This is a genomic window from Symbiobacterium turbinis, assembly GCF_055383075.1.
Window position 1 is genome coordinate 2359837 of record NZ_AP042433.1, and the last position, 24971, is coordinate 2384807.

At 69.6% G+C, this 24971-nt stretch carries 18 protein-coding genes and 2 tRNA genes; 4 read left to right on the plus strand and 16 right to left on the minus strand.

Features of this window, described 5'->3' with window-relative positions; all coding sequences use genetic code 11:
• Positions 1-17: 17 nt before the first annotated feature.
• Positions 18-2609, minus strand: coding sequence for an ATP-dependent helicase (locus tag ACZ45O_RS11270; protein ID WP_464853030.1), 2592 nt, complete (start codon positions 2607-2609; stop codon positions 18-20).
• A gap of 235 nt (positions 2610-2844) precedes the next feature.
• Here ACZ45O_RS11270 and ACZ45O_RS11275 point away from each other — a divergent pair, with 235 nt between their 5' ends.
• Complete coding sequence (locus ACZ45O_RS11275; RefSeq protein WP_464853031.1) at positions 2845-3483, plus strand: lytic transglycosylase domain-containing protein; 639 nt, start codon at positions 2845-2847, stop codon at positions 3481-3483.
• 84 nt (positions 3484-3567) lie between these two features.
• Here ACZ45O_RS11275 and ACZ45O_RS11280 read toward each other — a convergent pair whose 3' ends face one another.
• Entirely contained in the window at positions 3568-4056 is a 489-nt protein-coding gene (locus tag ACZ45O_RS11280) for a hypothetical protein (RefSeq protein WP_464853032.1), read from the minus strand.
• Between the two features lie 252 nt (positions 4057-4308).
• On the opposite strand from ACZ45O_RS11280, the gene ACZ45O_RS11285 reads away from it, so the two are divergent.
• Positions 4309-5718, plus strand: coding sequence for an amidohydrolase family protein (locus tag ACZ45O_RS11285; protein WP_464853034.1), 1410 nt, complete (start codon positions 4309-4311; stop codon positions 5716-5718).
• 231 nt (positions 5719-5949) lie between these two features.
• On the opposite strand, the gene cuyB is transcribed toward ACZ45O_RS11285, so the two are convergent.
• The 3 genes from cuyB to ACZ45O_RS11300 form a co-directional block, all read right to left on the minus strand.
• On the minus strand, positions 5950-6654 hold the full coding sequence (gene cuyB, locus ACZ45O_RS11290; protein WP_464853035.1) for a cysteate racemase: 705 nt from the start codon (positions 6652-6654) through the stop codon (positions 5950-5952).
• 214 nt (positions 6655-6868) lie between these two features.
• Positions 6869-6959 (minus strand) — tRNA-Ser (locus ACZ45O_RS11295).
• Between the two features lie 155 nt (positions 6960-7114).
• Positions 7115-7205, minus strand: a tRNA-Ser gene (locus tag ACZ45O_RS11300).
• Between the two features lie 397 nt (positions 7206-7602).
• Here ACZ45O_RS11300 and ACZ45O_RS11305 point away from each other — a divergent pair.
• Positions 7603-8796 (plus strand): transposase, encoded by a 1194-nt coding sequence (locus ACZ45O_RS11305; RefSeq protein ID WP_464857728.1) that lies wholly within the window; start codon positions 7603-7605, stop codon positions 8794-8796.
• A gap of 452 nt (positions 8797-9248) precedes the next feature.
• Here ACZ45O_RS11305 and amrB read toward each other — a convergent pair whose 3' ends face one another.
• From amrB to ACZ45O_RS11360, 11 genes are all read right to left on the minus strand, one after another.
• A complete protein-coding gene (amrB, locus tag ACZ45O_RS11310) occupies positions 9249-10259 on the minus strand; it encodes an AmmeMemoRadiSam system protein B (RefSeq protein ID WP_464853036.1) in 1011 nt (336 codons plus the stop codon).
• The gene (locus ACZ45O_RS11315) at positions 10253-15100 is read right to left on the minus strand and encodes an Ig-like domain-containing protein (protein WP_464853037.1); all 4848 of its coding nucleotides are present in this window, start codon (positions 15098-15100) and stop codon (positions 10253-10255) included. The genes amrB and ACZ45O_RS11315 overlap by 7 nt, the downstream gene beginning before the upstream one ends.
• A gap of 178 nt (positions 15101-15278) precedes the next feature.
• On the minus strand, positions 15279-16367 hold the full coding sequence (gene hisC / locus ACZ45O_RS11320; RefSeq protein WP_464853038.1) for a histidinol-phosphate transaminase: 1089 nt from the start codon (positions 16365-16367) through the stop codon (positions 15279-15281).
• A 3-nt stretch (positions 16368-16370) separates the two neighbouring features.
• On the minus strand, positions 16371-17066 hold the full coding sequence (gene hisIE / locus ACZ45O_RS11325) for a bifunctional phosphoribosyl-AMP cyclohydrolase/phosphoribosyl-ATP diphosphatase HisIE (protein WP_464853040.1): 696 nt from the start codon (positions 17064-17066) through the stop codon (positions 16371-16373).
• The gene (gene hisF, locus ACZ45O_RS11330) at positions 17063-17827 is read right to left on the minus strand and encodes an imidazole glycerol phosphate synthase subunit HisF (protein WP_464853042.1); all 765 of its coding nucleotides are present in this window, start codon (positions 17825-17827) and stop codon (positions 17063-17065) included. The genes hisIE and hisF overlap by 4 nt, the downstream gene beginning before the upstream one ends.
• Positions 17815-18546: a 1-(5-phosphoribosyl)-5-[(5-phosphoribosylamino)methylideneamino]imidazole-4-carboxamide isomerase gene (gene hisA / locus ACZ45O_RS11335; protein WP_464853044.1), complete on the minus strand. Its 732-nt coding sequence runs from the start codon at positions 18544-18546 to the stop codon at positions 17815-17817. The genes hisF and hisA overlap by 13 nt, the downstream gene beginning before the upstream one ends.
• Positions 18546-19139 (minus strand): imidazoleglycerol-phosphate dehydratase HisB, encoded by a 594-nt coding sequence (gene hisB, locus ACZ45O_RS11340; protein WP_464853045.1) that lies wholly within the window; start codon positions 19137-19139, stop codon positions 18546-18548. Before hisB ends, hisA begins: the two co-directional genes overlap by 1 nt.
• 5 nt (positions 19140-19144) lie before the next feature.
• Positions 19145-20479, minus strand: coding sequence for a histidinol dehydrogenase (hisD, locus tag ACZ45O_RS11345; protein WP_464853047.1), 1335 nt, complete (start codon positions 20477-20479; stop codon positions 19145-19147).
• Positions 20480-20492: 13 nt separating this feature from the next.
• The gene (gene hisG / locus ACZ45O_RS11350; protein WP_464853049.1) at positions 20493-21179 is read right to left on the minus strand and encodes an ATP phosphoribosyltransferase; all 687 of its coding nucleotides are present in this window, start codon (positions 21177-21179) and stop codon (positions 20493-20495) included.
• Positions 21180-21222: 43 nt separating this feature from the next.
• A complete protein-coding gene (gene hisZ, locus ACZ45O_RS11355) occupies positions 21223-22422 on the minus strand; it encodes an ATP phosphoribosyltransferase regulatory subunit (protein WP_464853051.1) in 1200 nt (399 codons plus the stop codon).
• Positions 22423-22550: 128 nt separating this feature from the next.
• Positions 22551-22811 (minus strand): RNA recognition motif domain-containing protein, encoded by a 261-nt coding sequence (locus ACZ45O_RS11360; protein ID WP_464853053.1) that lies wholly within the window; start codon positions 22809-22811, stop codon positions 22551-22553.
• Positions 22812-23065: 254 nt separating this feature from the next.
• Between ACZ45O_RS11360 and ACZ45O_RS11365 the strand changes: the two genes are divergently transcribed.
• Positions 23066-24934, plus strand: coding sequence for a monovalent cation:proton antiporter family protein (locus ACZ45O_RS11365; RefSeq protein WP_464853055.1), 1869 nt, complete (start codon positions 23066-23068; stop codon positions 24932-24934).
• The last annotated feature ends 37 nt before the right edge of the window (positions 24935-24971 follow it).

Genomic DNA, 24971 nt, shown 5'->3' on the forward strand with positions numbered 1-24971 from the left:
CAACTCCCCTCCACCTGTCACTCCGCGTCAGCCGCGGCCGGCCGCAGGTAGCTGGCCACCAGCACCCGCTGCCCGGCCGCCCCGGCGAACTGAACGGTGACCGTATCGCCAATGACGGTCTTTACCACGCCCTCGCCGAACCGGTCATGGCGCACCCGGTCGCCGGGCGCGAACCGGGGCGTCTCCTCCGCAGGCGGTTCCAGCGCCGCCTGCAGCCGGCGCGCCTGCACCGTCCTGCCCCAGCCCGCCGCTCCGATGGCCGGCGAGAAGTCATCGTCATCCGGTGCGGCCGTTCCCCGGGCGGACCGGCGGGTCCCTTCGTATCCGCCGGGGCGCTCGTAGCCGCGTCCGCGGTCATACCCGCCGGAACCCGGGCCGCGGCCAAAACTGCTGCCCGCCGACCAGTTGCCCGCCGACCAGTTGCCCGCCGACCGGCTGCCAGCCGACCCGCGGCCTGCCGACCAGCCGCCCGCCGGCAGCACCGTCTCCACCAGCTCCGCGGGGATCTCCCGCAGGAACCGGCTCGGCGTGTTGTAGTTCTGCTGGCCCCAGAGGTTGCGGCTCACGGCGTTGGTAAGGTAGAGCCGGTAGCGGGCGCGGGTCATGCCCACGTAGCAGAGCCGGCGCTCCTCCTCCATCTGCCCCTCATCCGCCAGGGCCCGGTTGTGGGGGAAGACCCCCTCCTCCAAACCGACCAGGAAGACCACCGGGAACTCCAGCCCCTTGGCCGAGTGGAGCGTCATCAGGGTCACCTTGTTCTGCCCCTCGCCCACCTGGTCGGCATCGGTCAGCAGGGCCACCGTGGCCAGGAAGCTGTCCAGGTCCCTCAGGCCGTCCAGCTCCTCGCCGGCCGGCGGCTCGAACTCGGCGGCCATCGAGCGCAGCTCCTGCACGTTCTCCACCCGGGCCGCCGCCTCCAGCGAGGTGTCGGCACGCAGCTCCTCCAGGATCCCCGTGCGCTCCAGCACCGCGTCGATCAGCTCGCCCACCGTGCAGCGCCCGCTCAGATTGGTCAGCTCCTCAATGAGCGCGCCGAACTCCTCCATGCGCCGCTGGTAGACGCCCGAGAGGCCCGGAACCATGGAGCAGTCGAGCGCGGCCATGGCCACAGGCACCTGCCACTGCTCGGCGTGGTCCACCAGCTTGTCCACCGAGGCGGGGCCGATGCCCCGCTTGGGCACCCCCACCGCGCGGCGGAACGAGACGGTGTCGGACGGGTTGGCGATGATGCGCAGGTAGGCCAGCACGTCCTTGATCTCCTTGCGCTCGAAGAACCGCAGGCCGCCGTAGATGCCGTAGGGAATGGAGCGGCGCACCATGGCCTCCTCCAGCGCACGGGACTGGGCGTGGGTGCGGTAGAGGACGGCGAAGTCCTGGTAGTCCAGCCGGGTGCCGTCGGGCAGCCCCTCGGCCACCAGCCTCTCCACCTCCCGCGCCACGAAGGCGGCCTCGTCCCGCTCGTCGGCGCCGGTGAAGTGGTACACCGGGTCGCCGTCGCCCGCCGCTGTCCAGAGCCGCTTCTCCTTGCGGCCGGTGTTGTGCCGCACCACCGCGTGGGCAGCCGAGAGGATGTTCTGCGTGGAGCGGTAGTTCTGCTCCAGCTTGATCGACCGGCAGTGCGGGAACTGCGCCTCGAACTCGAGGATGTTGCTGATGTCCGCCCCCCGCCACGAGTAGATGCCCTGGTCGTCGTCGCCGACGACGGCCAGGTTCTGCCGCTCTCCGGCCAGCAGGAAGACCCAGCGGTTCTGCACGTGGTTGGTGTCCTGGTACTCATCCACCAGGATGAACTCGAACTTCCGCTGGTAGTACTCCCGCACGTCGTCGAACCGCTCCAGGAGTTCCACGGCCTTCAGCAGGAGGTCGTCGAAGTCCAGGGCGTTGTTGATCTTCAGCTGCTCCTGGTAGAGGCTGTAGACCTTCGCGACCTGCTGGCGCCAGTAGTCGCCGGCCCTGGCGGCAAACTGCCGGGGATCCAGCATCGCGTTCTTGGCGCCCGAGATGGTGCCCACCACCGCCCCCGGCTGGAACTGCCGGTCGGAGAGGCCCAGCCGCTTCAGGCAGTCCTTCACGACCGCCTGCTGGTCCTCGGCATCGAGGATGACGAAGTTGCGGCCGTAGCCCAGCCGCTCGATGTCCCGCCGGAGCATGCGGACGCAGGTGGAATGGAACGTGGCGGCCCACACATCGCGGGCCTTCGGACCCACCAGCTGCTCCACCCGCTCCCGCATCTCGGCGGCGGCCTTGTTGGTAAAGGTGATGGCCAGGATGCGCCAGGGGGGAACCCCCCCGCCCAGCAGGTGGGCGATCGCGGCGGTATCGATGGGCCCCGGGCCCTCGACCGCGGCCCGCAGGGCCGTGAGGTCGTCCGCCGTCATGTCGGGGGGCGGCGGCGCATCGGGGTCGTACTCCGGCCCGAAGAGGATGAGGTGGGCGATGCGGTGGGCGATCACGCGGGTCTTGCCGCTGCCCGCCCCGGCCAGGATGAGCAGCGGCCCCTCGCCGTGCAGCACCGCCTGCCGCTGCTGCTCGTTGAGGCCGGAAAGCAAGGCGCTGCGCACCGCTTCGCGCAGACGCTGGTATTCACGAACCGACGAAGGGTCAAGCATGACTCTCGGTCACCTTCCTCACGTCAGGGGGATTCTCGCCCGTCTGCCGCTCCTCCTTCCTCCCGTCTTTTTCGTAACTTGCGACAATGGGTCCCTGCCTGCCAATACATGGCAGCAAGTGTTGACAGCCGCCTTCCAGTCCTGATAAAGTGGGTTCCGTTGCCAGGGGAGAACATACGATAGTTCTCGCTATTCAGATATATCTATGGTGTTACGTCCAAAGGAGGAACCCAAAGTGTTCGCACGTATCCGCCGGCGCCGCTCCATCTGGGCGGCTCTGGCGCTGGGTGTGGCAGCTGTGCCCACCATGTTCGCCGGAACGGCGGCCGCCCCTGCGGAAGGCCCGGAACCGGCGCTGCCCGAACCCGAACTGGACCCGGTGGCGGAGCTGCCGCCGGATCCTGCAGAGCTGGAGCGGGCCCGCCTGCAGGCGTTAACTGAGTCGATCGCCGACCTCGCCCCTGAGCCGTACCGCCCCTTGGTGGCGGAGGTCGCGGACCGGTACGGGGTCGATCCCCGGCTGATCGCGGCCGTCATCACCGTCGAGACCCGCTGGGATCCGGATGCGGTCGGCGCCCATGGCGAGCGCGGCCTCATGCAGATCCTGCCCTCCACCGGCGAGTGGCTGGCCGGCGTGATGGGGCTGGAGACCTACGATCTGAGCGATCCCGCCACCTCGGTGGAGATGGGCACCTTCTACCTCTCCGCCCTGATTGACGAGTACGGCTCCGAGGACATCGCACTGGCCGTCTACAACGGCGGCCCCCGCGCGGCCGCCGGCTGGGAGACCAACCCCTACCGGCAGCGGGTTCTGGCTGCCTACGGCGAGCCCCCCGCGCGACGGTACCCCGATCTGCTGGAGAAAGCGTCCTGATGCAGGCGCGCCCTGGCCCCCGGCCGCACAGTCGGCCGGGGGCCTCCGTTTTGACCCGGCTGCGGCTACTCGACCCGGCTGCGGCTACTCGCCCCCACCGCCGCCGCTGCCGCCACCACCACCGCTGCCGCCCTGCTGGCCGCCACCTTGCTGGCCTCCGCCCTGGCCGCCGCCACCCTGGCCGCCCTGGGTCCCCTTCGACAGGATGTCCTGCAACGTCTCGCGGATGGCCTGCTGCAGTTGCTGCTGGATCATCGGGTCTTTCAGCATCTCGGCAAACTTCTTCTGAATCGCCTGCTCACCCACAGGCGAACTGATGGCGCTCTTCACGGCATCGTTGAGCGCATCCTTCCCCTCCTGCGTGTCCAGGGCCATCTCCAGCATCTCCACCCCGGCCTGCTCCTTGACCTGGGTGCGGATGTAGTCCTTCATCTCCTGCTGGCTCAGGCTCTCCCTGACCGCCTTCTTCACCTGCTCTGAACTGGGTTCCGGCGACTGCTGCGGCTGCGGCTGCGCCATACAGCCGTGCAGGAGCAGGGCGCAGAGCACCATGGCTGCCCACCGTGCGCGCACCGTACCAATTCCCCCTCCAACTGCCCTTTACACGCGTTTGCCCCTAGCGTTCGCCAGGCGGGGGGTGTTGATTCGGCGTGACGCCCTTTTGGATGGCTATGCGGCATGCGCGCGTGGATCAAAGGCACTATGCGGCTCTCCCGTGGGACTGGTTTCCCGGCACCTTGGGGCCGTTTCCAGCCAGCGGGCGGGAATCCACCGGCCAACTCCCGAATGTGTGAAGCAGAATGGTCAGATTGGGGGTTGGATTCAGTGTACGATCTCCTGCTCAAAGGCGGACACGTCGTCGACCCCGCCAACAACCGCAACGGACGCTTTGACATCGCCATCCGCGACGGTCGCATCGCGCGGATTTCCCCCGACATCGCCCGTTCCGAGGCAGCCGAGGTGCTGGATGTCTCCGGCCTCCTGGTGCTGCCCGGACTGGTGGACATCCATGTACACGCTTCCTCCGAGTTTCAGGGGCCCGTGGCCCACCGCATGCTGGCTCTGGCGGGCGTGACCACCGCCATGGATATGGCCGGCCCCATCGACGACGTGCTGGCCATCGCACGGGAGCACGGCGCCGGCATCAACCTCGCCTGCCTCAACCGGGTGAAGCCCGGTGAGATGGTGGACTCCGCAGACCCCTCGGCCAAGGAGCTGCGGGACGGGATCGCCGCCGCGCTGGACCGGGGCGCCCTGGGCGTCAAGATCATGGGCGGTCACTTCCCCCTCACGCCCGAGGCCAACGGGCGCGTCTTCGAGATCGCCAACGAGCTGGGCGCGTGGGCCGCGATCCACTGCGGCAGCACCGAGAACCGCAGCGATCTGACGGGCCTCAGGGAGGCCCTGGACCTGAAGGGCCGGAACCACGTCCACATCGCCCACATCAACAGCTACTGCCGCGGCGCCGTGAAGGATCCCCAGCTCGAGGCCATCCAGGCCATCGAGTGGCTCACGGAGGCCGAGAACCTCGTCACCGAGTCGTACCTGGCGGTGATCAACGGCACCTCCGGCATCTGCATCGATGGCATCCCGGAGAGCGACCGCACCCGGGCCTGCCTGCAGCAGGGCGGCTATCCTGCGACCGAGGAGGGGCTGCGCCGGGCAATTCTTGAGGGCTTCGGCCGGGTCAACGTGATCGAGGGCGACCGGGCCGTGCTCCGCACCGGTCCCGAGGCCGTTGCCGTCTGGGAGGCCGCGGGCACCAACGTGGGCATCAGCTTCCCGGTCAACCCCCCGATGCCGCGGCTCATGCTGGCCGCAGCCCGCGACCGCGCCGGCCGCTTCGTCGTGGACGCACTGGCCACCGACGGCGGCGGCATCCCGCGCAACTTCACCATCTCCGCCGGCCTCCGCCTGGTCGAGCTCGAGGTGCTCACGATGGCGGACTTCGTGCTGAAGGCATGCACCGTGCCGGCGCGCCTCCTGGGGCTCACCGCAAAGGGCCACCTGGGCGAGGGCGCCGACGCCGACGTAGCCGTCGTCGACGCCGCCGCTGCGGAGGTGCGCACGACGATCGCGGCGGGGCAGGTCGTCGCGCACCACGGGGTCGTGACGGGCCGTTCCACCCGCATCATCACGCTGGAGCGGGGACGGAAGGCCGTGGAGGCCGCCGGCCTCCAGCCGATCGTCACGGATCTCGCGGAGAGCGGTTTCTACAAGCCCCACACCGCCTAGCCGCCGGGCGGAAGTGGGCCTCTGGCCGAGCTCCGGGCCAAAGCACCGCCCGGGCGTGCCGCTCCAGCGCTGAGCCAGGGTGGAAAGAAGGGCCCCCTGGGTGGAAAGAAGGGCCCTCGGGGCGGACCGATCCCGGTCTGCCCCGAGGGCTCAGCATTTGTGCGGGGCGATTCATCCAAAGTGGTTCGCCGGGGCCTCTTCGTCCGAATCTGTCGGCTCCGGCTCGCGCGCTCAGTCGAGAGCTGCCCGTACAGCGGCCTCCGCCAGGATGCGGGTCGGGTCGATCACCGGGACCGGCAGGTCGCCGTCACGGAGCACCAGCGGCAGCTCGGTGCAGCCGGCGATGACCGCCCCGGCGCCGCGGGCGATCAAGGTCTCGGCCACCTTGACGAGCCGCGCCGTCACCTCGGGTCCCGTGTGGCCGGCCTTCACCCCGCGCTCGCCGTAGATGCAGTCCATGACCACCTCCTGGCCCCCGTCGTCGGGAAGCAAGGTGCGCAGCGACTGCGCCTCGAGGAAGCGCTGGTAGAGCCCGGTGCGCACGGTGCCGGTGGTGGCGAGCAGGCCCACGTCGCGCAGTTCGGGATACCGCTCCCGCAGGTACGCGGCGGTCTCCTTCATGATGTGCAGCACCGGCACCTGCACGCTTGCCTGCACCTCGTCGCAGAAGTAATGCGCGGTGTTGCAGGGGATGACGATCAGGTCGGCGCCCCAGCGCTCCAGAAGCTGTGCCGTGCGGGTGAGCAGGGGCACGGGATCGGGACCTTCGCCCAGGATGGCGGCTGTGCGGTCGGGGATGGCGGGGTTGCTGTCGATCAGTACTCTGAGGTGTTCCTGGTCGGTGTGGGCGGGCGTGGACCGGATGATCTTCAAAAACAGGTCTGCCGTGGCCTCCGGCCCCATCCCGCCGAGGATTCCGATGGTTTTGCCTGGCATGGCTCCATCGCCTCCCGTAAGCGCAGCGTCAATTTTTGAACTACTTCCGCTCCGGAGAGGCGCATCCCTGTAAACCGTGTATAGCTCAAATGTATCGAATCCCGACGACCCGGAACTGGTCACAGTGCACCAGTTGAGGTGCAAAGGGGCTAAAAGTGGCTATAAGAAATCGACGGTGGGCCGTGCGCTTGCACTTCCCACCGTCGATTCTTGCTGGCGGAGAGAGTGGGATTTGAACCCACGCGGGGCTTGCGCCCCCTACAGCTTTAGCAAAGCCGCCCCTTCAGCCACTTGGGTATCTCTCCACAGCTGTGTGGCTCCACCGCCTTCGGGCGGTGCACAAGATAATATACCATGTCCGATCCCGTCGTGCAACAGGGTCGGACGAAGCGGAAGGCGGACGCGGCGCCCGCGGCTGCAGAGACACAATAAAATGCCGTGCTCGTATGAGCACGGCTTCTGGCGGAGAGAGTGGGATTTGAACCCACGCGGGGCTTGCGCCCCCTACAGCTTTAGCAAAGCCGCCCCTTCAGCCACTTGGGTATCTCTCCACGACTGCATGGCTTGGCCGCCTCAGCAGCGGCGCATGAGTTACTATACCACGTTCACGACTTCAGCGCAACAGGAATTCCTTGCACTTGGTGGCGGGGCACATGGTGCCGGGCCCGCACAACTGGGCAGGGCCATTGTTGGCGAGATCGGACCCTTACGCGTGACCCGCATTCTTTCTGTTCGGCTTGACTGTGGGCTCGTGGCGAGCAACTGAGACTGCCATCCCGTTTCCTCATCATAATCGTTGCTCAGCACACCGCCCCAGCTCATCACATCGCAACGCCGGCGGTTACAGGCGCAAAAAATCACCCGCGCGGGTGACCACATCCGACTGGACAACGAACCAACGTTCGGCTAGACTTCCATTAGACTCCAGATGTGCGAGGTGCTTCCATCGTGGCGCCCGAGTCCATCTCCGTATCCGACGTTTCGGAAGGGCAAAGGCGGTGCCCCACCTGCGAAGGCGCGCAGGTGGTCAGGCACGGCTCTTTCCGCATGGCCTCCGGGCAGCGGGTGCAGCGATATCTGTGCAAGACCTGCCGGCGGACCTTCAGCCCCAACACCGGCAGCCCGGCGTATCGCATCCGAAAGCAGGAGCAGTGGCGCGAGATGATCGAGCTGCTTGCGGACAACCTGCCGCTGCGCCAGGTCGCATCCCGCCTGGGCATCGCCCTGTCCACGGCCTTCCACTGGCGCCACCGGGCCCTGGCGGCGCTCAGTGCCCAGCCCCGGGGGAAGCTGAGCGGTGACGTCAGGGTTGAAACCTTCCGTGTGAAGTACTCAGAGAAGGGGAGCAGGACCACCAACGGCCCCGGCAGCTGGGGCTATTGGAACATCGTGCGCCGGGGAATCGGACCGGGAGGGCCCACCCGCCCCGGCCTGGCCCCCGCCGGCCGCAACCGGTTCCAGCTGCTGATCGACGGCCGGCCGGTGAACGTCATGGTGGCCGAGACCGACAGCGGATACGACCTCGCCGTCCTTGGGCAGGGCAGGCGCACCCCGGAACTGATCGGCCCGGGCCTTTCGCAGATGGTCCGGCCGGGTTCCCGCGTGTATGCCTTCGGCGGGAGCGAATACAAGAAGGCCTGCGAGATGTTGGGATATGAACACCACGATGGGATCGCCGCTGTGAGCAGGCGCGCCGGATCCGCCGCCGGGGAACCGCAGGTTGGGGAATTGCAGGCCGGGAAAGCGTTGCACGCGGAAGCGCCCCACGGGCCAAGGCAGGGGGCGGCCGATGCCAGGGAGGCCGATGCCAGGGAGGCCGATGCCAGGGAGGCCGTTGTCCGGGAGATCGGTGCCAGAGAGACCGATACCGGGGCGACCGGTGCCGAAGAGACCAATGCCGGGGCAATCGCCGGGGCAATCGGTGCTGGGGAGACCGGTGCCGGGGGCGAGGCGAGCGGCGGCCCGATCCGGTTTCCCAATCTGCCGACGTGGTGGCTCCGCCGGTTCCGGGGCGTCGCCACGAAATATCTGGACCATTACCTGGCCTGGTTCCGGGACATCGTGCGGATCGCGCAGTATCCGGACGGTTCCAACATCGCGCCGGTGGATGCCCGCTCCCTGCTGCGCAGTCCCGCATGCTGAGGTCCCAGGTGCCAGGGATCCTGAAGCTCACGCACTCGCGGGTGTTGCCCGTGGGGCGGCTTTAGCGCGCCGGCGGGAGCCGCCTTTCGCCAACTGGCCATGCCGGTACGCCATCACCCTCGGGAACTGGCGCATGTTAGAAGGCGGTGTGCCCGCAAGTACTGCTTCCCGTATATTCTTGGCGCTCTTCCGGCCACGCCTCGCTGGCCGCACCGGCGTGCTAGTCTGGCTGCGGATTGCTGCACCTTGCCCGTCGGGACCGCACCATGCCCGTCGGGATTGCACCCCGCCCGTCGGGCTCAGGAATCGGCGAAGTGGGAGGCACCCTGCGGACCAGGTCAGACAGGTAGGGGGTGCCCCCTCGACATCAACAGCCAAGGCGAACAGAACGGATAAGGTCGGAGAGGTAGCGATGCCCCCTGGCATCAACAGCCTATGCTGTGCCAGCCGCGTTATCTGCGTGTGAAAGCGAACGTGAAGTAGCTGGTCGTTTCGATCAGATCGTCCCGCAGGATCTCGCCGGAGTTGGTGTGGCCCAGCACGGTCGGCCCCTCGGCGCCCACGGCGTCCATCGCCATCAGCAGCACGGACACGGCCTCCGGCGAATCCAGGTGATCGGGCCCCATCCGCAGGAGCCGGTCGAGGTCGCCCGCCATGACGGCGGCCAGGGTCTCTGCATCTCGGGCTTCGGCCTCTGCACGGGTGAGGTAGTGGGAGAAGTCCACGGATGCCACCAGGATCCGGCCGGGTCCAAGCAACTGGGCAAGGGCGCCCGCGAGCCGCTCAAGTTCCGGCAGGGTGAGCCCGCGATGGAGCACGAGCGGCACGACCCGCGCCTCCGGCGCGTGATATTTGATGTAAGGCATCAGCGTGCCCATCGCGTGCTCCCGCGACAGCACCTCTTCCTCCACCTCGGCGATGCCGGCGGCCAGCAGGGCGTCCACCGCGTCCAGGTCCGCCTCCACCTGGCCGAAGTCGGTCTGCCAGGCGCGCCGGCCGGTGACGACCGGCGGCCCCGCGGCCTCGTGGTTCGGCCCCACCAGGAAGATGACCTCAGGCGGCTGCGCCTCCAGCACCAAGAAGAAGCCCGACAGTAGTTCCGCCGCCAGGTCGTGGTGCGGCACCAGCCCGCCGGCCAGGGGCGGGGCAGCCGTCAACGCCGACCGGCCGGCCGCTTCCAGACCGCCGTAGAACAAGCGGGCGTTGAAGAAGGCGTTGGGCTGTGCAGGCCGGGGCCTGGGACGAGGCGGCGCTGCCTCGCGCGGGGCCTTCCCGCCGGACACGGCACCGCCCGACACGGCACCGCCCGACACGGCACCGCCCGACACGGCACCGCCCGGTGCTTCCCCGCCCGACACAACCCCACCCTGCGCCGCCCCGCCCGGCGGGCCCCAGGCCAGCCCCAGCAGCCACGCCACTGCCACCACGGCCGCTGCTGCCGCCAGCCACCGCCGCGCTACCATCCGATGCTCACCGCCTCCGCCGCGCTCATGCCGTAGACCAGGCCGCTGCCCTGATGCTGCAGCACGGCCTCCTCAGCCCGGTACTGGCCGGCCGAAACCACCCGGGCGTGATACTGAATCGGCTTCCCCTTCTTCTCCGCCCAGAAGGTCACCCGCTGTCCGTCCACGTGCAGGGTCCAGCTGCTGTACACCGACCAGTCGACGCGCTGGCCGTAGGCCCAGGGCCGCTCCAGGTAGCGCAGGCCGGAGGGCAGGGTGTCGGTCAGTTCGTAGGCCCCTTCGGGCGCGTCGTTCGGCAGGCTGTAGGTCAGGGTGACGGTGACGATGTCGCCCGGCTTCCAGGTCTCAGGCGCCGGCGAATAGCTGCGCACCACCGAGCCCCCGGCCATCGTCACCGTGGGGCGCCCCGGCGCGGTGTAGGTAACCACCGCGGCCACGCTCCCCTCTACGTCCGTAATCTGCAGCGAGGCCAGCTCATCGGGCAGCAGGGCCATGGCCAGCCGCTCTCCGGGCTGCAGGGTCTTCTCGAACACCTCACCCTTCAGCCGGTAGGTGAGGCCCACCGGCGCGCCTTTCAGGCCCTCCAGCCCGCTGCGGGCAGCCAGGACCAGTTCCAGGTTGATCAGGCTCTCCCCGGGCTGATTCTGCGCCAGGTAGCCGAGCATGGGGAGCGCCTCCGGCTCGCCCAGCCTGGCGGCGAGAACGGCCGTCAGCGCCGTCGCCTGCAGCTGCTCGTCCCGGTCCCCGTCCACTGCGATCCGCAGATCCAGGGCGACCTCCTCGCCGTAAGCCGCCACGAAGCTCCGGTAGTGCGGACGCACCGCCTCCAGATCGCCCAGTGCGGCGGCGGCCAGCATGGCATAGAGCTGCTCCGAAGGCGTCAGTTCCGGCTCGGCCAGCAACTGATGGGCGGCCAGGAGCACCGGCTCACCCAGGCCGGCCAGGCCGTAGATGGCCATGGCCTTCCGCTCCCGGCTCTCCCCCTCGTCCTCCAGCACCCGGCGGAAGTGCAGGGCCAGGGCCGCCCGGTCGAACCGCTCCGGCGCCAGATCTGCGACCAGGGCAGAGAGCTTCAGGTCGCCGTCGCTGTACGGCAGGATGGCGATGGAGCCGTCGGCGGTCTGATAGCGGAACGTCTCCAGCTCCGGCTCGGGCCAGGGATCCTCCCACCCGGCGTGCTCCTGCAGCAGCTCCGCGGCCAGCGCCCGCGCCAGCTTCTTCTCGAAGCGGCTGCCCGAGGCCCAGCGGCTGCGGTGGAGCAGGTCCAGGTACCGGCCCCGCTCCCAGTCCACGAAGGTGACGTGAGTAAGCCCCTCATCGGCCCCATCCAGCCTGGCCCCGGGCTCCAGCAGCCGGAAGTCGACCCGGTTCTGCACCAGATGGGTCTCCCGAACCGCAATGGTGCGCTCCAGCGCATCCGACAGGCCGCCGGCCGTGGCCGTCACCTTGACGGTATATGTCCCCTCAGCCGCCAGCGGCGCCAGCGGCACCGAAACGGGGTCGAAGGGGCGGCCGGTCAGCTCCAGCCGGTGCCGGTAATCCGACGGGCCCTCCACCTCAACCCGGAAGCTCACCCGGGCGTCCGGCTCCAGGGCGTCGCCGTAGGCGCGCACCTGGAACACGGGCCTCTCGCCCAACAGGAAGGTCTCGCCCATCACCAGGTCGGCGAAGAAGGGCAGCCTGACCGGGATCTTGATCGCGCCGCTCCCCGCCTCCATCGTGTCGGGCAGGACCGCCTGGTAGGTCAGCCGCCAGCTGGTCAGGTTGTCGGGCACGCGGAAGCGTACGCTGGCCTCGCCGGCGCCGTCGGTCGTGACGCGGGTGAAGAGGACGGCATCCTTGAAATCGCGCCGGACGCCGCCGCCCTCGCCGCCCTTCTCCGCGCCCCCGCTCAGGGGCGGCGGCTCGTGGGAGCTGCGGCTCCGCAGGACGCCGGAGCTGACGTAGTCGCCGTAGAGATCGCCCAGGGTGTCGACGTACTGCTCCCGCACCGCAAAGACCGCCTCATCCACCAGGTTCAGGTTGACCACCGCCCCGGGTGCGGGCCGTCCCGCGGCATCCCGCACCGCGACCTGCACCTGCACCTGATCGCCGGGGCGGTACGCCTCCCGGTCGGGGGCAACCGTCACCTGGAGGCGCCGCTCCTCCGGGTCCACGGCCACGTACCGCGCGGCTTCGAGGTATCTGCGGCCGTCGAAGGCGACGCCGTACAGCATGATGTTGGGCAGGTCCGCGGCCTGCAGCGCCACGGTGCGCCCGGGCGAATCCTGCACGATGTGCTCCCGGATTCCCCTGCGCGCGGTGAAGAAGAGGAAGCCGTCCGGCCGGTCATCCAGCCTGCTTTCTCCCTTGTGGAACACGTACTCCACCGGCTCGCCGACGGCCACCCGGTAGCGGTCCTGATCGGTCGGCACCAGCTGCGGCCAGCCCCAGTCTTCACGGTATCCGTACCGCTGGCCCGAGACCCAGGCGCTGCCGTACATCCACAGGCCGCGGGAATCCTGGACCCCGTAGCGCACCTCGTACTGCTTCTCGGGATCGACGGTGAGCACAAAGGTCGCGCGCCCATCGGCATCGGTCTCCGCCGTCGCCCGGCCGACCTCGCGGGACGCCTGCTCATACCGGTACCGCTTCCGCACCACCTTTTCAATGAAGTCGTAGTACTCCCCCACCTCAATGCGGTTCCACGTGTACTCGAACAGGGTGAACTCCACCGCCCGGTCCGCCAGCGCAGGACCCTTCACGTCCGTCCCCGTGCCGGCGAGAAGCTCATCCAGCACCACCTGGTTGACCTGGACGGTCACGGTGGCCTGGTCGCCGCTCCAGGCCGTATCGGTCTCGGCCATCACGTCCCGGTGGAAGAGCGGGATCCACCGCTCCTCGGTCACCTCCCCCAACTCGGGTTCGCCGCCGGTGACGTACAGGGGGAGGGAACCCCCCCAGCCCCAGCTCTCCGGGACGTGGGGCGGCGTGTAGGAGATGACGGCCTCACCGTTCACATCGGTGGTCACGCTGCCCGCTTCGCCGTAGATGCGGTAGTTGAGCTTCATGCCGGGCACCGGCGTTCCCTCGAAGAAGGTCGCCCGCACCCGGAAGTTCACCGTCTCGCCGGTGAACAGGGCCTCTCGGTCCGCCGTCACCGCAATCTCATAGGCGGGCTTGGCGTAAGTCGCCACCTCGAACCACCGGCTGGCGAAAACCTCGCCGTCCACCAGGAGGTTGACCTGGTAGTATCCGGGGGTGAGGTTGGGCAGCGGCAGGCTGCCGATGAAGCTGGAGCGCTCCACCGGAAGCGTGGCGCTGGCCAGGATCACCGGCCCGCCTTCCCCGCTCCAGTAGTACCCGCGGGTCAGCTCCACCCGCACCGCATCCACCGGCCCTGCCTCAGGCTCACGCGGGTGAAGAATGCCCCAGATGTGCACCGTGTCCGCGGGCTTGTAGACGGCCCGGTCGATGTAGAGGTAGCGCCAGTAAAGCTGCGACCGTGTTTCCTCCCCGCTCAGGTACCCATAGCGGCCGATTGTGTGCACCACGGCCTCCTTCTCCCCGTGCCGGGCGATCCAGAAACCAGCCGGGGCAGAGCCCTCTCCGTCCGGGCTCCCAGGGGCATCCACCCGTGCCACGCCATCCGGGCCGGCGGTGGCCGCGGGCGAGCCGTCCGCCAGGTAGAGCGCCGCGCCTGCGGCCGGGCTGCCGGTCTCCAGGTCGTTCAGCCAGATCAGGCCGCCCGTCCGGCTCTCGGCGATGTAGTACGAGAGGTCGTTCACCTGGAAACGCACCTGCCGCACCTGCTCGCCGCGCTGCACCTCGGCGAGGTAGTATCCCGGCGGCAGGGGCTCGGGAAACACCAGGTAGCGATCGTACTCCTGATCCACCGGCGTGGCGGAGAACGTCGCGACCGAGGCCAGGTCGTCGGTGGCCTCCCTGTAGCGATCGCGCGCCGCGCTGCTCCACGCAGGCAGCGCAAGGGCGTCGCGCAGGGCCGCGATGTAGGCGGCGGCGCCGGGGTAGCGGTAGACCGAAATCGTATAGGCGTCGCCTCCGCCGGAATCCCAGATGCGGATGTAGGGCGTCGTGTCGGTCGGGAACTCCGCGGCCTCATCGTACACGTGGAACGCCCTGTGCGGGCCCGGCGCACCGGGATCGGCGGTCTCGAACGAGAAGGTGTGCGCGCCCAGCCGCCCCTCACCCCGGGTACGGCCCAGCCCCTCCTTCAGGGTGACGGTGTAGATGGTGCCCGGCTCCAGCGGATCGGCAGGCACGAAGACCGCCGTCTTCTTGTGCCGCTCCCACCGCCCCTTCACCGGGGGGCTGATGCTGAAGTAATTGGCCGGGTCGGCGTAGTCCTCGTGGCTGAAAGTGAGCTCGATCCCCGTGTTCACCGGCACCCCGGTCGACTGGTTGGCCGGCAGGGTGCCCAGCAACCGGAATTCGGCGCGGGTCTGGAAGGACCACTGGTAGTCGCGGCCGAGCCCGGCTGCCTGACTGAGCCGGAAGCGGTAGATCCGGTCAGGCTCCAGCGCGGCGGCGGGAGCGATGATGAAGCGCGTCCCCGCATCGTCGGCCTGCTCGACCCGCAGGTCCACGGCGGGCTCCGCGGCGAGAGCCGCCTGTACCATGGCCAGCGTGAGCGGCCTGCTGCTGGACAGGAGCAGCGGGCCAGCGGGGTCGATCCCCGCCGGGTCAAACTCCGCCGGGGCGAGCGTCACCTCGGCTACGTCCTCCTCCGGCGTCGGCGGTGTGGACGGCGACGGGCCCCGCCCGGGGCGCATCACCGCGACCACCGCCACCATCAATGCAAGCACGGCCACCATAGCGATGACTCTCTGTCGGGTGCGCATGGGGCATCACTCCCGGTGCAGAATTCTGCCAACTCGCACGTTGGACGAAATCGCGGGACCAGAAGTTTCGGGCGGCAGCTGTCTGCCGGCGCCGTTTCGCGGCGCGCACAAGGGGCGGGAGACGCCTGCCGGCATCTCCCGCCCCTTTACGGGTATCTCCCACCCGGGTTCCACCGCATCAATCGCCCTTCAGCACCGCCTCCAGGGCCTCCACAAACCGCCGGTTCTCCTCCGCCGTCCCCACCGTCACGCGCAGGTGGTTCGGCAGGCCGAAGGAGGCGCAGGGGCGCACCAGCACCCCGCGCCGGAGGAGCCGGTCGAAGACCTCGGCCGCGGGCCGCCCCGCGTCAAACAGGATGAAGTTGGCCTCGCTGGGCACGCACGCCAGCCCCAGCCGCTCAAAGGCCGCATAGAGGTACGCCTTCCCCTCCCGGGTGACGGCCAGGGTCCGCGCCAGGTGCTCCGTGTCGTCCAGGGCGGCCAGACCGGCCGCCACGGCGAGGCCGTTCACGCTGAAAGGATCCCGGGCCGTCCAGATCGGCGCCAGCAGCTCCGGCCGCATGATGCCGTAGCCCAGCCGGAAGCCGGCCATGCCGTAGATCTTGCTGAACGTCCGGGTGACGACGACGTTGGGGTAGTCCCGCACCAGCGCCCGGCTGTCGAACGGGGTGGCGTCGAACTCCCGGTAGGCCTCGTCCACCACCACGAGGGTCGACGGCGGCACGCGCTCCATCGCCGCCCGCAGGTCGGCCTCGGCGAAGACCGCGCCCGTGGGGTTGTTGGGCCGGCAGAGGAAGAGCAGCTTCGCGCCGCTCTCGGCCGCCGCGTCCGCCATCGCCGGGAGGTCCATGGTCCAGCCCGCGAGGGGCACATCGACGACCTCCGCGCCCATCAGCTCCGCCACGAACCGGTACGCGGCGAACGAGGGCACGGGCACCACCACGCGGTCGCCGGGCTCCAGGTAGACCTCCGCCAGCAGCCGGAAGACCTCGTCGGAACCGTTGCCGACCAGGAACCAGTCCACCGGCAGGTCCCACATCTCTGCGAGCCGGTTCCTGAGCCTGCGGGCGGTCCCCTCCGGATAGGTGTGAACCTCGGCCATGGCCGCCTGGGCGGCCGCGACCGCCCGCGGAGACGGACCCAGCGGGTTCTCGTTCTGATTGAGCTTCACCAGGTCGCTGAGCCCCAGCTCCCGCTGCACATCCTCCACGGGCTTGCCCGGAACATACGGTTTCATCGACTGGACTGCTGCACGCACACCGGGCATGCCCTACTCCTCCTTACGCTGCTCCCGCCGCCTCCCCCGCCGGCTGGCCAGTTGATCCGCCACGTCGGCGGGGTCCAGCCCCTGGTCCACCAGTGCGACCAGGGTGTGGAACCAGAGGTCGGCCACCTCAAAGGCCAGGTTCTCCCGATCCCGGTTCTTCACGGCGAGCACCACCTCGGTGGCCTCCTCGCCGATCTTCTTGCAGTAGGCGTCAGGTCCCTTGCGAAACAGCTTGCTCGTATAGCTGTCCGGATCGGGATGGGCCCGCCGCTCCAGCAGGACGGCGGTCACCTCCCTGAGGATCGATCCGATGTCGTAGGGCACCGTCTCGTCGGGCTGGACGGGCCAGAAGGCAGTGCCGATCAGCGCCTTGGGCGAGCCGTCGACCCGGCGGGTGAAGCAGGAGTAGCTGCCCTCGTGGCAGGCCACCCCCTCCTGCTCCACCAGGAGCAGCAGCGAGTCGCCGTCGCAGTCGGTGCGGATCTCGCGGACCCGCTGCACGTGGCCCGAGGTCGCCCCCTTCTGCCACAGCTCCTGCCGGCTGCGGGACCAGTACCACGCCACGCCGGTCTCCAGGGTGAGCCTGAGCGAGTCGGCGTTCATGTAGGCCTGCATCAGCACCTGGCCGGTCCGCACATCCTGCACGATGGCCGGAATCAGCCCGTCGGGGCCCCACTTCAGCTTCAGGGTCTCCGTCATGACCGTACCTGCACCCCTCTCTCCCGGAGGAAGGCCTTCACCCCTCCCACCGTCTGCTCGCCGCTGTGGAAGATCGAGGCGGCCAGGGCGGCGTCCGCCCGGCCCACGGTCAGAACTTCGAGGATATCGTCCACGCTCCCTGCCCCGCCGGAGGCGATGACCGGTATGGTCACCGCGTCGGCCAGGGCCTGGTGCAGGGGGATGTCGTACCCCTCCCGGGTGCCGTCGGCGTCCATCGAGGTTACCAGCAGCTCGCCCGCGCCGCGCCGCTCGGCCTCCTGCGCCCAGGCGACGGCGTCCAGCCCGGTCGGCGTCCGGCCGCCGTGCAGGTAGACCTCCCAGCCGCCTTCCGGCCGCCGCTTGCAGTCGATGGCCACCACCAGCGCACCGGGGCCGAACTCCGCGGCCACTTCATTAATGAAGTCGGGGCGCCGCACGGCCGCGGTGTTCACCGAGACCTTGTCCGCGCCGGCCGCGAGGCAGGCCCGCACGTGCTCGACGGCGCTCACCCCGCCGCCGACGGTCACCGGCGCCGAGACCTGCTCCGCCGCCCGCCGGAGCACCTCCAGCGTGGCCGAGCGCCCCTCATACGAGGCGTTGATGTCCAGGAAGACGATCTCGTCCGCCCCCTGCCGGTCGTATTCGGCCGCCAGCGCGGCCGGGTCGCCGACCACCCGGGGGCTGAGGTGGAACTTGACGTTCTTCACCACCTGCCCGCCCTTGATGTCGAGGCAGGGGATGATGCGCTTCACCCCAGGCATGCCGCCACCGCCTCCTTCAGGTCGACGGCGCCGGTGTAGAGGGCCCTGCCCACGATGGCCCCGACCACCCCGGGGATCTCCCGGAGCCGCAGAATGTCCTCCAGCGAGGAGACCCCGCCGCTGGCGATCACGTCCAGGCCGGTCCGGCCCATCGCCGCCATCTCGGCGAAGTTGGGGCCCTGCAGCATGCCGTCGGTGGCGATGTCGGTGTAGATGATGGTCCGCACCCCGGCCGCCTTCACCCGCCCGGCCAGGTCCACCGCCCGGACCTCGGTCACCTCCACCCAGCCCCTGGTGGCCACCATGCCCCCCCGGGCGTCGATGCCCACCGCCACCCGCTCGGGGCCGAAGCGCTCCACCGCGCGGGCCACCAGATCGCCCTCCAGGGCTGCGGTGCCGATGATGGCGCGGGCCACCCCCAGCTCCAGCGCGGCCGCGACCGCGTCCAGGCTGCGCAGCCCGCCGCCCAGCTGAACCCGGACTCCGGGGGCAGCCTCCAGGATGGCCCGCACCGCCCCGGTGTTCTGGCCCCGGCCGGCGAAGGCGCCGTCCAGGTCGACCACGTGGATCCAGCGGGCGCCGGCTTCCGCCCAGCAGGCCGCCACCCGGGCCGGGTCGGTCTCGTAGACCGTCGCCTCGTCCAGGCGGCCCTGCCGCAGCCGCACCACCTGGCCCGCTTTCAGATCGATCGCCGGGTAGAGTTCGAAACTCGCCTTCATCAGAGCAGCGCCCCCTTCGTCGAGGGGATGTCCGTCACCCGCGGATCGAGGGCCACCGCCTCGCCCAGCGCCCGGGCGAAGGCCTTGAACAGCGCCTCGATCATGTGGTGGGTGTTCTGGCCGTAGTGCACCTTCAGGTGCAGGGTGATGCCGGCGTTGAAGGCCAGCGCCCGGAAGAACTCCTGCACCAGTTCACTGTCGAAGTTGCCCACCTTCTGGGCCGGCAGCGCGGCGTCGAAGACCAGGTAGGGCCGGCCGCTGATGTCGATGGCCGCAAACGCCAGCGTCTCATCGAAGGGGACGAAGGCCGAGCCGTAGCGGCGGATGGACCGGCCGTCGCCCAGCGCCAGGCGCAGGGCCTGCCCCAGGGCGATGCCGGTGTCCTCCACCGTGTGGTGCGCATCGATGTGCAGGTCGCCCACCGTCCTCACCGTCAGGTCGGTCAGCCCGTGGCGGGCGATCTGGTCCAGCATGTGGTCGAAAAACGGAACCCCCGTGTCGATCTCCGCCCGACCGGCGCCGTCCAGCCGCCAGGTGACGGCGACGTCGGTCTCGCGGGTCTTCCGGGTCACCTGGCCGATTCGCGCTGCCATTCCGATTACCTCCCTCGTTCGCCGCCGGCGCGCGCCCCCGAACCCGGCGCCGGCCCGTCCTGCGCCTTCAGCCGGATCTGCATCGACGCGGCGTGGGCCTGCAGCTCCTCCGTCAGGGCCAGCCTGACGGCGTGGGGCGCCTGGGCCCGGAACGCCGCCTCGCTGTAGCAGGTGACCGCGGACCGCTTGATGAACGTCTCGACGTTCACCGGCGAGGCATACCGGGCGGTGCCCTCGGTGGGGATCACGTTGGACGGCCCGGCGATATAGTCGCCGATGGCCTCCGGGGTCCACCGGCCCATGAAGATGGAGCCGGCGTGCCGCACCATCGGCAGGAAGGCCCAGGGGTCTGCGAGGTTGACTTCCAGATGCTCGGGGCCGACGGCGTTGACCAGGTCGGCCGCCTCCTCCAGCGAACCGACCACCAGCGCCGCGCCCAGCTCCGCCACCGACTGGCGGATGGTCTCCGCCCGGGGCAGGGCCTCCGTCTGCCGCTCCATCGCGGTCCCGATGGCCGCGACCCGCTGCTCGCCGGCCACCGTCACCAGGATCACCATCCCGTTGGGGTGCTCGGCCTGGCTAAGCAGGTCAGCCGCCAGCCACTCGGGGTCGGCGCTGCCGTCGTCCACGGCCAGCACCTCGGTCGGCCCGGCCAGCATGTCGATGCCGACGGGGCCGAAGACCAGCTTCTTGGCCAGAGTCACGTAGTAGTTGCCCGGCCCGGCGATCGTATCGACCCGGGGCACGGTGGCGGTGCCGTAGGCCATCGCCCCGATGGCCTGGGCGCCGCCTACCTTATATACGTCCTTCACGCCCGCGGCCCGGGCGGCCACCAGCATGTGCGGGTCGATCTTCCCGCTCCGGTCGGGCGGCGTGCAGACGATCACTTCCCGCACCCCCGCCACGACGGCGGGGATCGCGGTCATGAGCAGGCATGAGAAGAGCGGCGCAGACCCGCCGGGCACGTACACCCCCGCCCGGTCCACCGCGGTGACCTGCTGGCCCATGATCGTGCCGTCCGGCCGGGTCATGAACCACGACGCGGGCACCTGCGGCCGGTGGAAGGCGGTGATGTTGTCGACGGCGACCTGCAGGGCCGCCCGGAACTCGTCCGTCACGGCGGCCTCGGCCTCCCGGTACTCCGCCTCGGTCACCCGCAGGCCGGTCGCCTCCAGGTCCGCGCCGTCGAACTGGCGGGTCAGGGCATACAGCGCCGCGTCGCCTTCCCGGCGCACCCGCTCCAGAATGGCACGCACCTGCGCCTCGATATCCGGGTAGAACTCGGTGCGGCGTCGGCTCAGAAACTCCAGGAACGCCTGCGGCTCCCATACTTTCAACATGGCGTACTCCTCCTCAGCGTTCTGCGACCGCAGGCTGCGGCTTCCCGGCCAGGTCCCGCCCGGCAACCATCTCCCGGAGGCGCTGGACGATGGGCCCGATGCGCTCGGCCTGGAGCCGGTAGGCAGCGCGGTTGGCGATCAGCCGCATGGATGAGGTCCACAGATCCTCAATCACGACCAGGTTGTTCTCCCGCAGGGTGCGGCCGGTCTCCACGATGTCGACGATCAGGTCCGCCAGCCCCACCTTCGGCGCCACCTCAATGGAACCGTGCAGGTAGATGGTCTCCACCTGAAGCCCCCGGCTGTTGAAGTAGGCTTCGGTCATGCGGGGGTACTTCGTGGCCACCCGCTGCGTGGAGCGACCGTTCAGGAACTGCCGGGGGTCCACCCCCGCCGGGGCTGCCAGCACGAAGCGGCACTTGCTGTAACCCAGGTCCAGCAGCTCGTACACCTGGGGCTCGGCCTCCATGAGCACGTTCTTGCCCACGATGCCCAGGTCCGCGGCCCCGTACTCCACGTAGGTGGGCACGTCGGAATCGCGGGCGATGATGAAGCGCGTGCCCTGCTCCGGGCACTCCACGTACAGGCTGCGCCCCTCCTCGGGCTCCAGCTCCGGCCCGGCCAGGCCGGCCTCCCGCAGGAAGCGGACCGTTGCCGCGTATGGCCGGCCCTTGGGTATGGCGATGGTGAGTGGTGACATGCGATATGGCTCCTTCCCGGAACGCGTGGTGGACTTCACTGCGCTAATGAATCGACGGCAACCCGGGGCTCAGCACCCGTGCGGCGCCCCGGGAGCGGGCGTAGGCCGCCAGCTCCTCCCCCGTCCGGCCCAGGAGGTCCACCTCCACGGCCAGCCCCTGCGCCCGGAGCCGCGCCGCCCAGGCCATGGCCTTCGCCTCCTGCCCGGGCGGACACGCGATCACGGCGTCCAGCCCCGCCTCCCCGGTCGGCACGCCCTGCTGTTCCTGGGCCATCAGCAGCCGGTCCACCTCCAGGGCGAAGCCGGTGGCCGCCAGCGGCCGGCCGAACTCCGCCACCAGGTTGTCGTACCGCCCGCCGCCCATGACGGGCAGCCCGACCCCCGGCAGGTAGCCCTCGAAGACGACGCCCGTGTAGTAGCCCAGGGAACGCACCAGCCCCAGGTCCAGGCTCACCTGTTCGGCCACACCCAGGGCCTCCAGCACCTCCAGCACCCGGCCCAGGTGCTCCAGGGCTTCGGCCACCCGGCCGCCGACGCGGCCGAACCGCGCCTTGGCCTCGGTGAAGCCGCCGTGGAAGTGGACGAGCCCCAGCAGCAGTTCAGCCCGCTCGCCTGAGAGGCCGGCCTGGGCGACCCCGTACTCGAAGGCCACCAGATCCCGGGCGACCATGGCCTCCTTGAGCCCAGCGGCCGCGTCGGGGGACACACCGGCGCTCTCAAACAGCCCCTCCACGATGCCCACGTGGCCCAGGCCAATCCGGAAGCCCTCCAGCTCCGCCGCCTTCACCGCGGCGCAGGCCAGGCTGATCACCTCGGCATCCGCCACCTCCCCCGGCGCGCCCACCAGCTCCACCCCGGCCTGCCAGATCTCGCTGGTTGCGCCGGCCCTGAGCTCGCGGTGCCGGAAAACCGGGGAAAAATAAGAAAGCCGGAGCGGCAGGGGCTCGTCGGCCAGGCGGGTGGCCACCAGGCGGGCGATCGGGGTGGTCATGTCCGGCCGCAGGGCCAGGGTGCGCCCTTTCCGGTCAAAGAGCTGGTACAGGTCCTCCCGGCGTCCCCAGCTGGCCGCCCCGACGGAAACCGCCTCCAGGTACTCGATAACCGGCGGGGAGACCTCCCGGTAACCCCAGGCCCGGAAGACGCCGTCCAGCCGTGCGGAGAGGCGGCGCATCGCGGCGGCCTCGGCGGGCAGGCGGTCGCGCGCCCCGTCTGGCACCTGTGTGCGAGTTACCGGTGTGTTCAAGGCCATCGCCTCCGTGCTTTAGTCGGCTAATGTGGTAAACAACTAAAACGAAGCTACCATAACTGCCGGGTTTGGTCAAGAGGGCGCGAAAAACCCGACCGGAAATTCGGTCGGGTCAGTCGAAGGGGCTACATACCGCCCTGGCGTGCCTGCGCCTCGTTGACCGTGAGGGGCCGGCCTCCGTACTCGTAGTTGTGCAGTTCGGCGATGGCTCTCCGTGCGGCCTCTTCCTCCGTCATGTCCACGAAGCCGAAACCGCGGGAGCGGCCGGTCTCACGGTCGGTGATGATGCGGGCGTTCTCCACCTCGCCGTAGGGCTCGAAGAGTGCCCGCAGGTCCTCGGGTGTGGTACTCCAGGGCAGGTTTCCCACGTAGATGCTGAATGGCACGATCCGTTGCCTCCTCCTGTTGGGGCGCCGATCCGATCGGATAGTCAGGGCCCTGTTGCCGGTGTAGCCTCATTGTGCGCGACCCTGCCCGGTTCACGCGGGAGAAAATCTGGCGCGTCCGCCGCCCGCAATCTGCCTGATGGTCATGCAAAATGCGCATGAAACGATTACAGGTGGTTGTGGCGTATCTGGCACGCATGGTATCGTCGTGATATACTGCGAAGATCCTACGTATTTACGAAAGGGTGGACTGCATGCCCCATCACGGTCCCGCGCTGGGCAGCCTGGTCCTGGTCGCGGTCCTCGCCTTCGTGGTGCCGCTCCTGCTCAACCGGCTGAAGGGCGTTCGCATTCCCATCGCCGCCGGCGAGATCCTGGCCGGCATGCTGGTCGGCAAGAGCGGCCTCGGCCTGGTCCAGAGCGACGAGCTGCTCTCGATCTTCAACTTCCTGGGCATTGGCGCCCTGATGTTCCTCGCCGGCCTGGAAATCGACCTGGCCGCGCTCGTGGGCGGAGGGGCCCGGCCGAAAGGGAGGCCGGCCTGGCTCGCGCGCCTGCACCACCCGCTGGGCCTGGGCGTGGTGCTCTTCTTGCTGACGACCTACGGCGCCTGGTGGTTTGCCGGCCTGCTGCAGCGGCGCGGCCTGGTGGAGGAGCCGCTCTTCCTCACCCTCATCATCGCCACGTGCGGGCTTTCCATCATCATGCCTGTGCTGAAGGACCGCCAGATGCTCACGGACCCCTTCGGCCAGGTGCTGTTCTCCACCGCGGTGATCGCCGACTTCCTGCCGATGCTGGGTCTGTCGGTGCTCGCGGCGGTGAAGGTGAGCGGCTCCGCGCTGGAGGCGCTCTGGATCGTGGCCCTGATCGCCTTCGGCGCCGTCGTCTACCTGGCCTCCCGGTGGCTCGGGCGGTTCAACCTGCTGGAGGGGCTGACCGGAGGCACGGCGCAGATCGGGGTGCGGGCGGCCTGGGCCCTCATGCTGGTCTTTCTGGCCCTGGCGCAGACCGTGGGGGTTGAGGCCATCCTCGGCTCCTTCCTGGCAGGCCTCCTGCTCTCGATGCTGGCCGGCTCCCACCGGGAGGAGATCACCCACAAGCTGGACGCCCTGGGCTTCGGCTTCCTGATCCCCATCTTCTTCGTCATGGTGGGCGTGGAGTTCGATCTGCGCGCCCTGCTGGGAGACCCCGGCGCCCTGGCCCTGGTGCCGCTGCTTCTGGCCGGCACCCTGGTGGTCAAGGCGCTGCCCGGCGTGCTGCTGGCCCTGTGGCATCCCCCCCGCAAGACCGTGGCGGGCATGGTGCTGCTGACGACGCAGATGTCGGTGACCATCGCCGCCTCGGCCGTGGCCTACACGGTGGGAGCGTACGGCGCATCCACCCACGCCGCGGTGGTGCTGGTGGCCATCGCCACCGCCATCCTGGGCCCCATCCTCTTCAACCGCATCCTGGGCGATCCGGAAGAAGGTCCGGCGCGCCAGTCGGTGGTGCTGGCCGGCATGAACCGGCTGTCGCTGCATCTCGGCCGCCGGCTGCTGGCGCAGGGGGTGCCGGTCTTCGCGGTGGACGAGCACCCCGACCGCGTGGAGGAGTTTCAGGCCGCCGGCATTCAGGCGGTGCTGGCCGACCCTTCCTCCGCGGAAGGGCTGCGGCAGGCCGAGGCCGAGAGCGCCCGCGCGCTGGTCGCGCTCACCGGGGACGAGCGCTCCAACCTGGCCGCCGCACGCCTGGGGCGCAGCGAGTTCGGCATTCCCCGCGCCATCCTCTTCGCCACCACCCAGTCCGCGCTCGCCGAGGCCCGGCAGGAGGGGCTGGAGGCGGTGAACCCCGACCTCGCGTCCGCCCTGCTGGTGGAGAGCCTGCTGACCAACCCGGCCGCGACCGCGCTCTTTACCGGCGAGGATCAGGATCTGCAGATCCAGGACTTCCCCCTCCTAGGCGGCCCGCTGGTGGGTACGGCCCTGCGGGAGGCGCCGCTGCCTGCCGGCGTGCTGGTGGTGTCGGTGAAGCGCGGGGCCGAGAAGATCGTGCCCCACGGCCACACCGTGCTGCAGCAGGGCGACCTGCTCACCGTCGTCGGTCCGCCGGAGGCCTGGGAGGACATGCGGAGCCTCACCAGCTGAGGCGCCGCCGGTGCGCGCCTTGACCCTCAATGTGTGC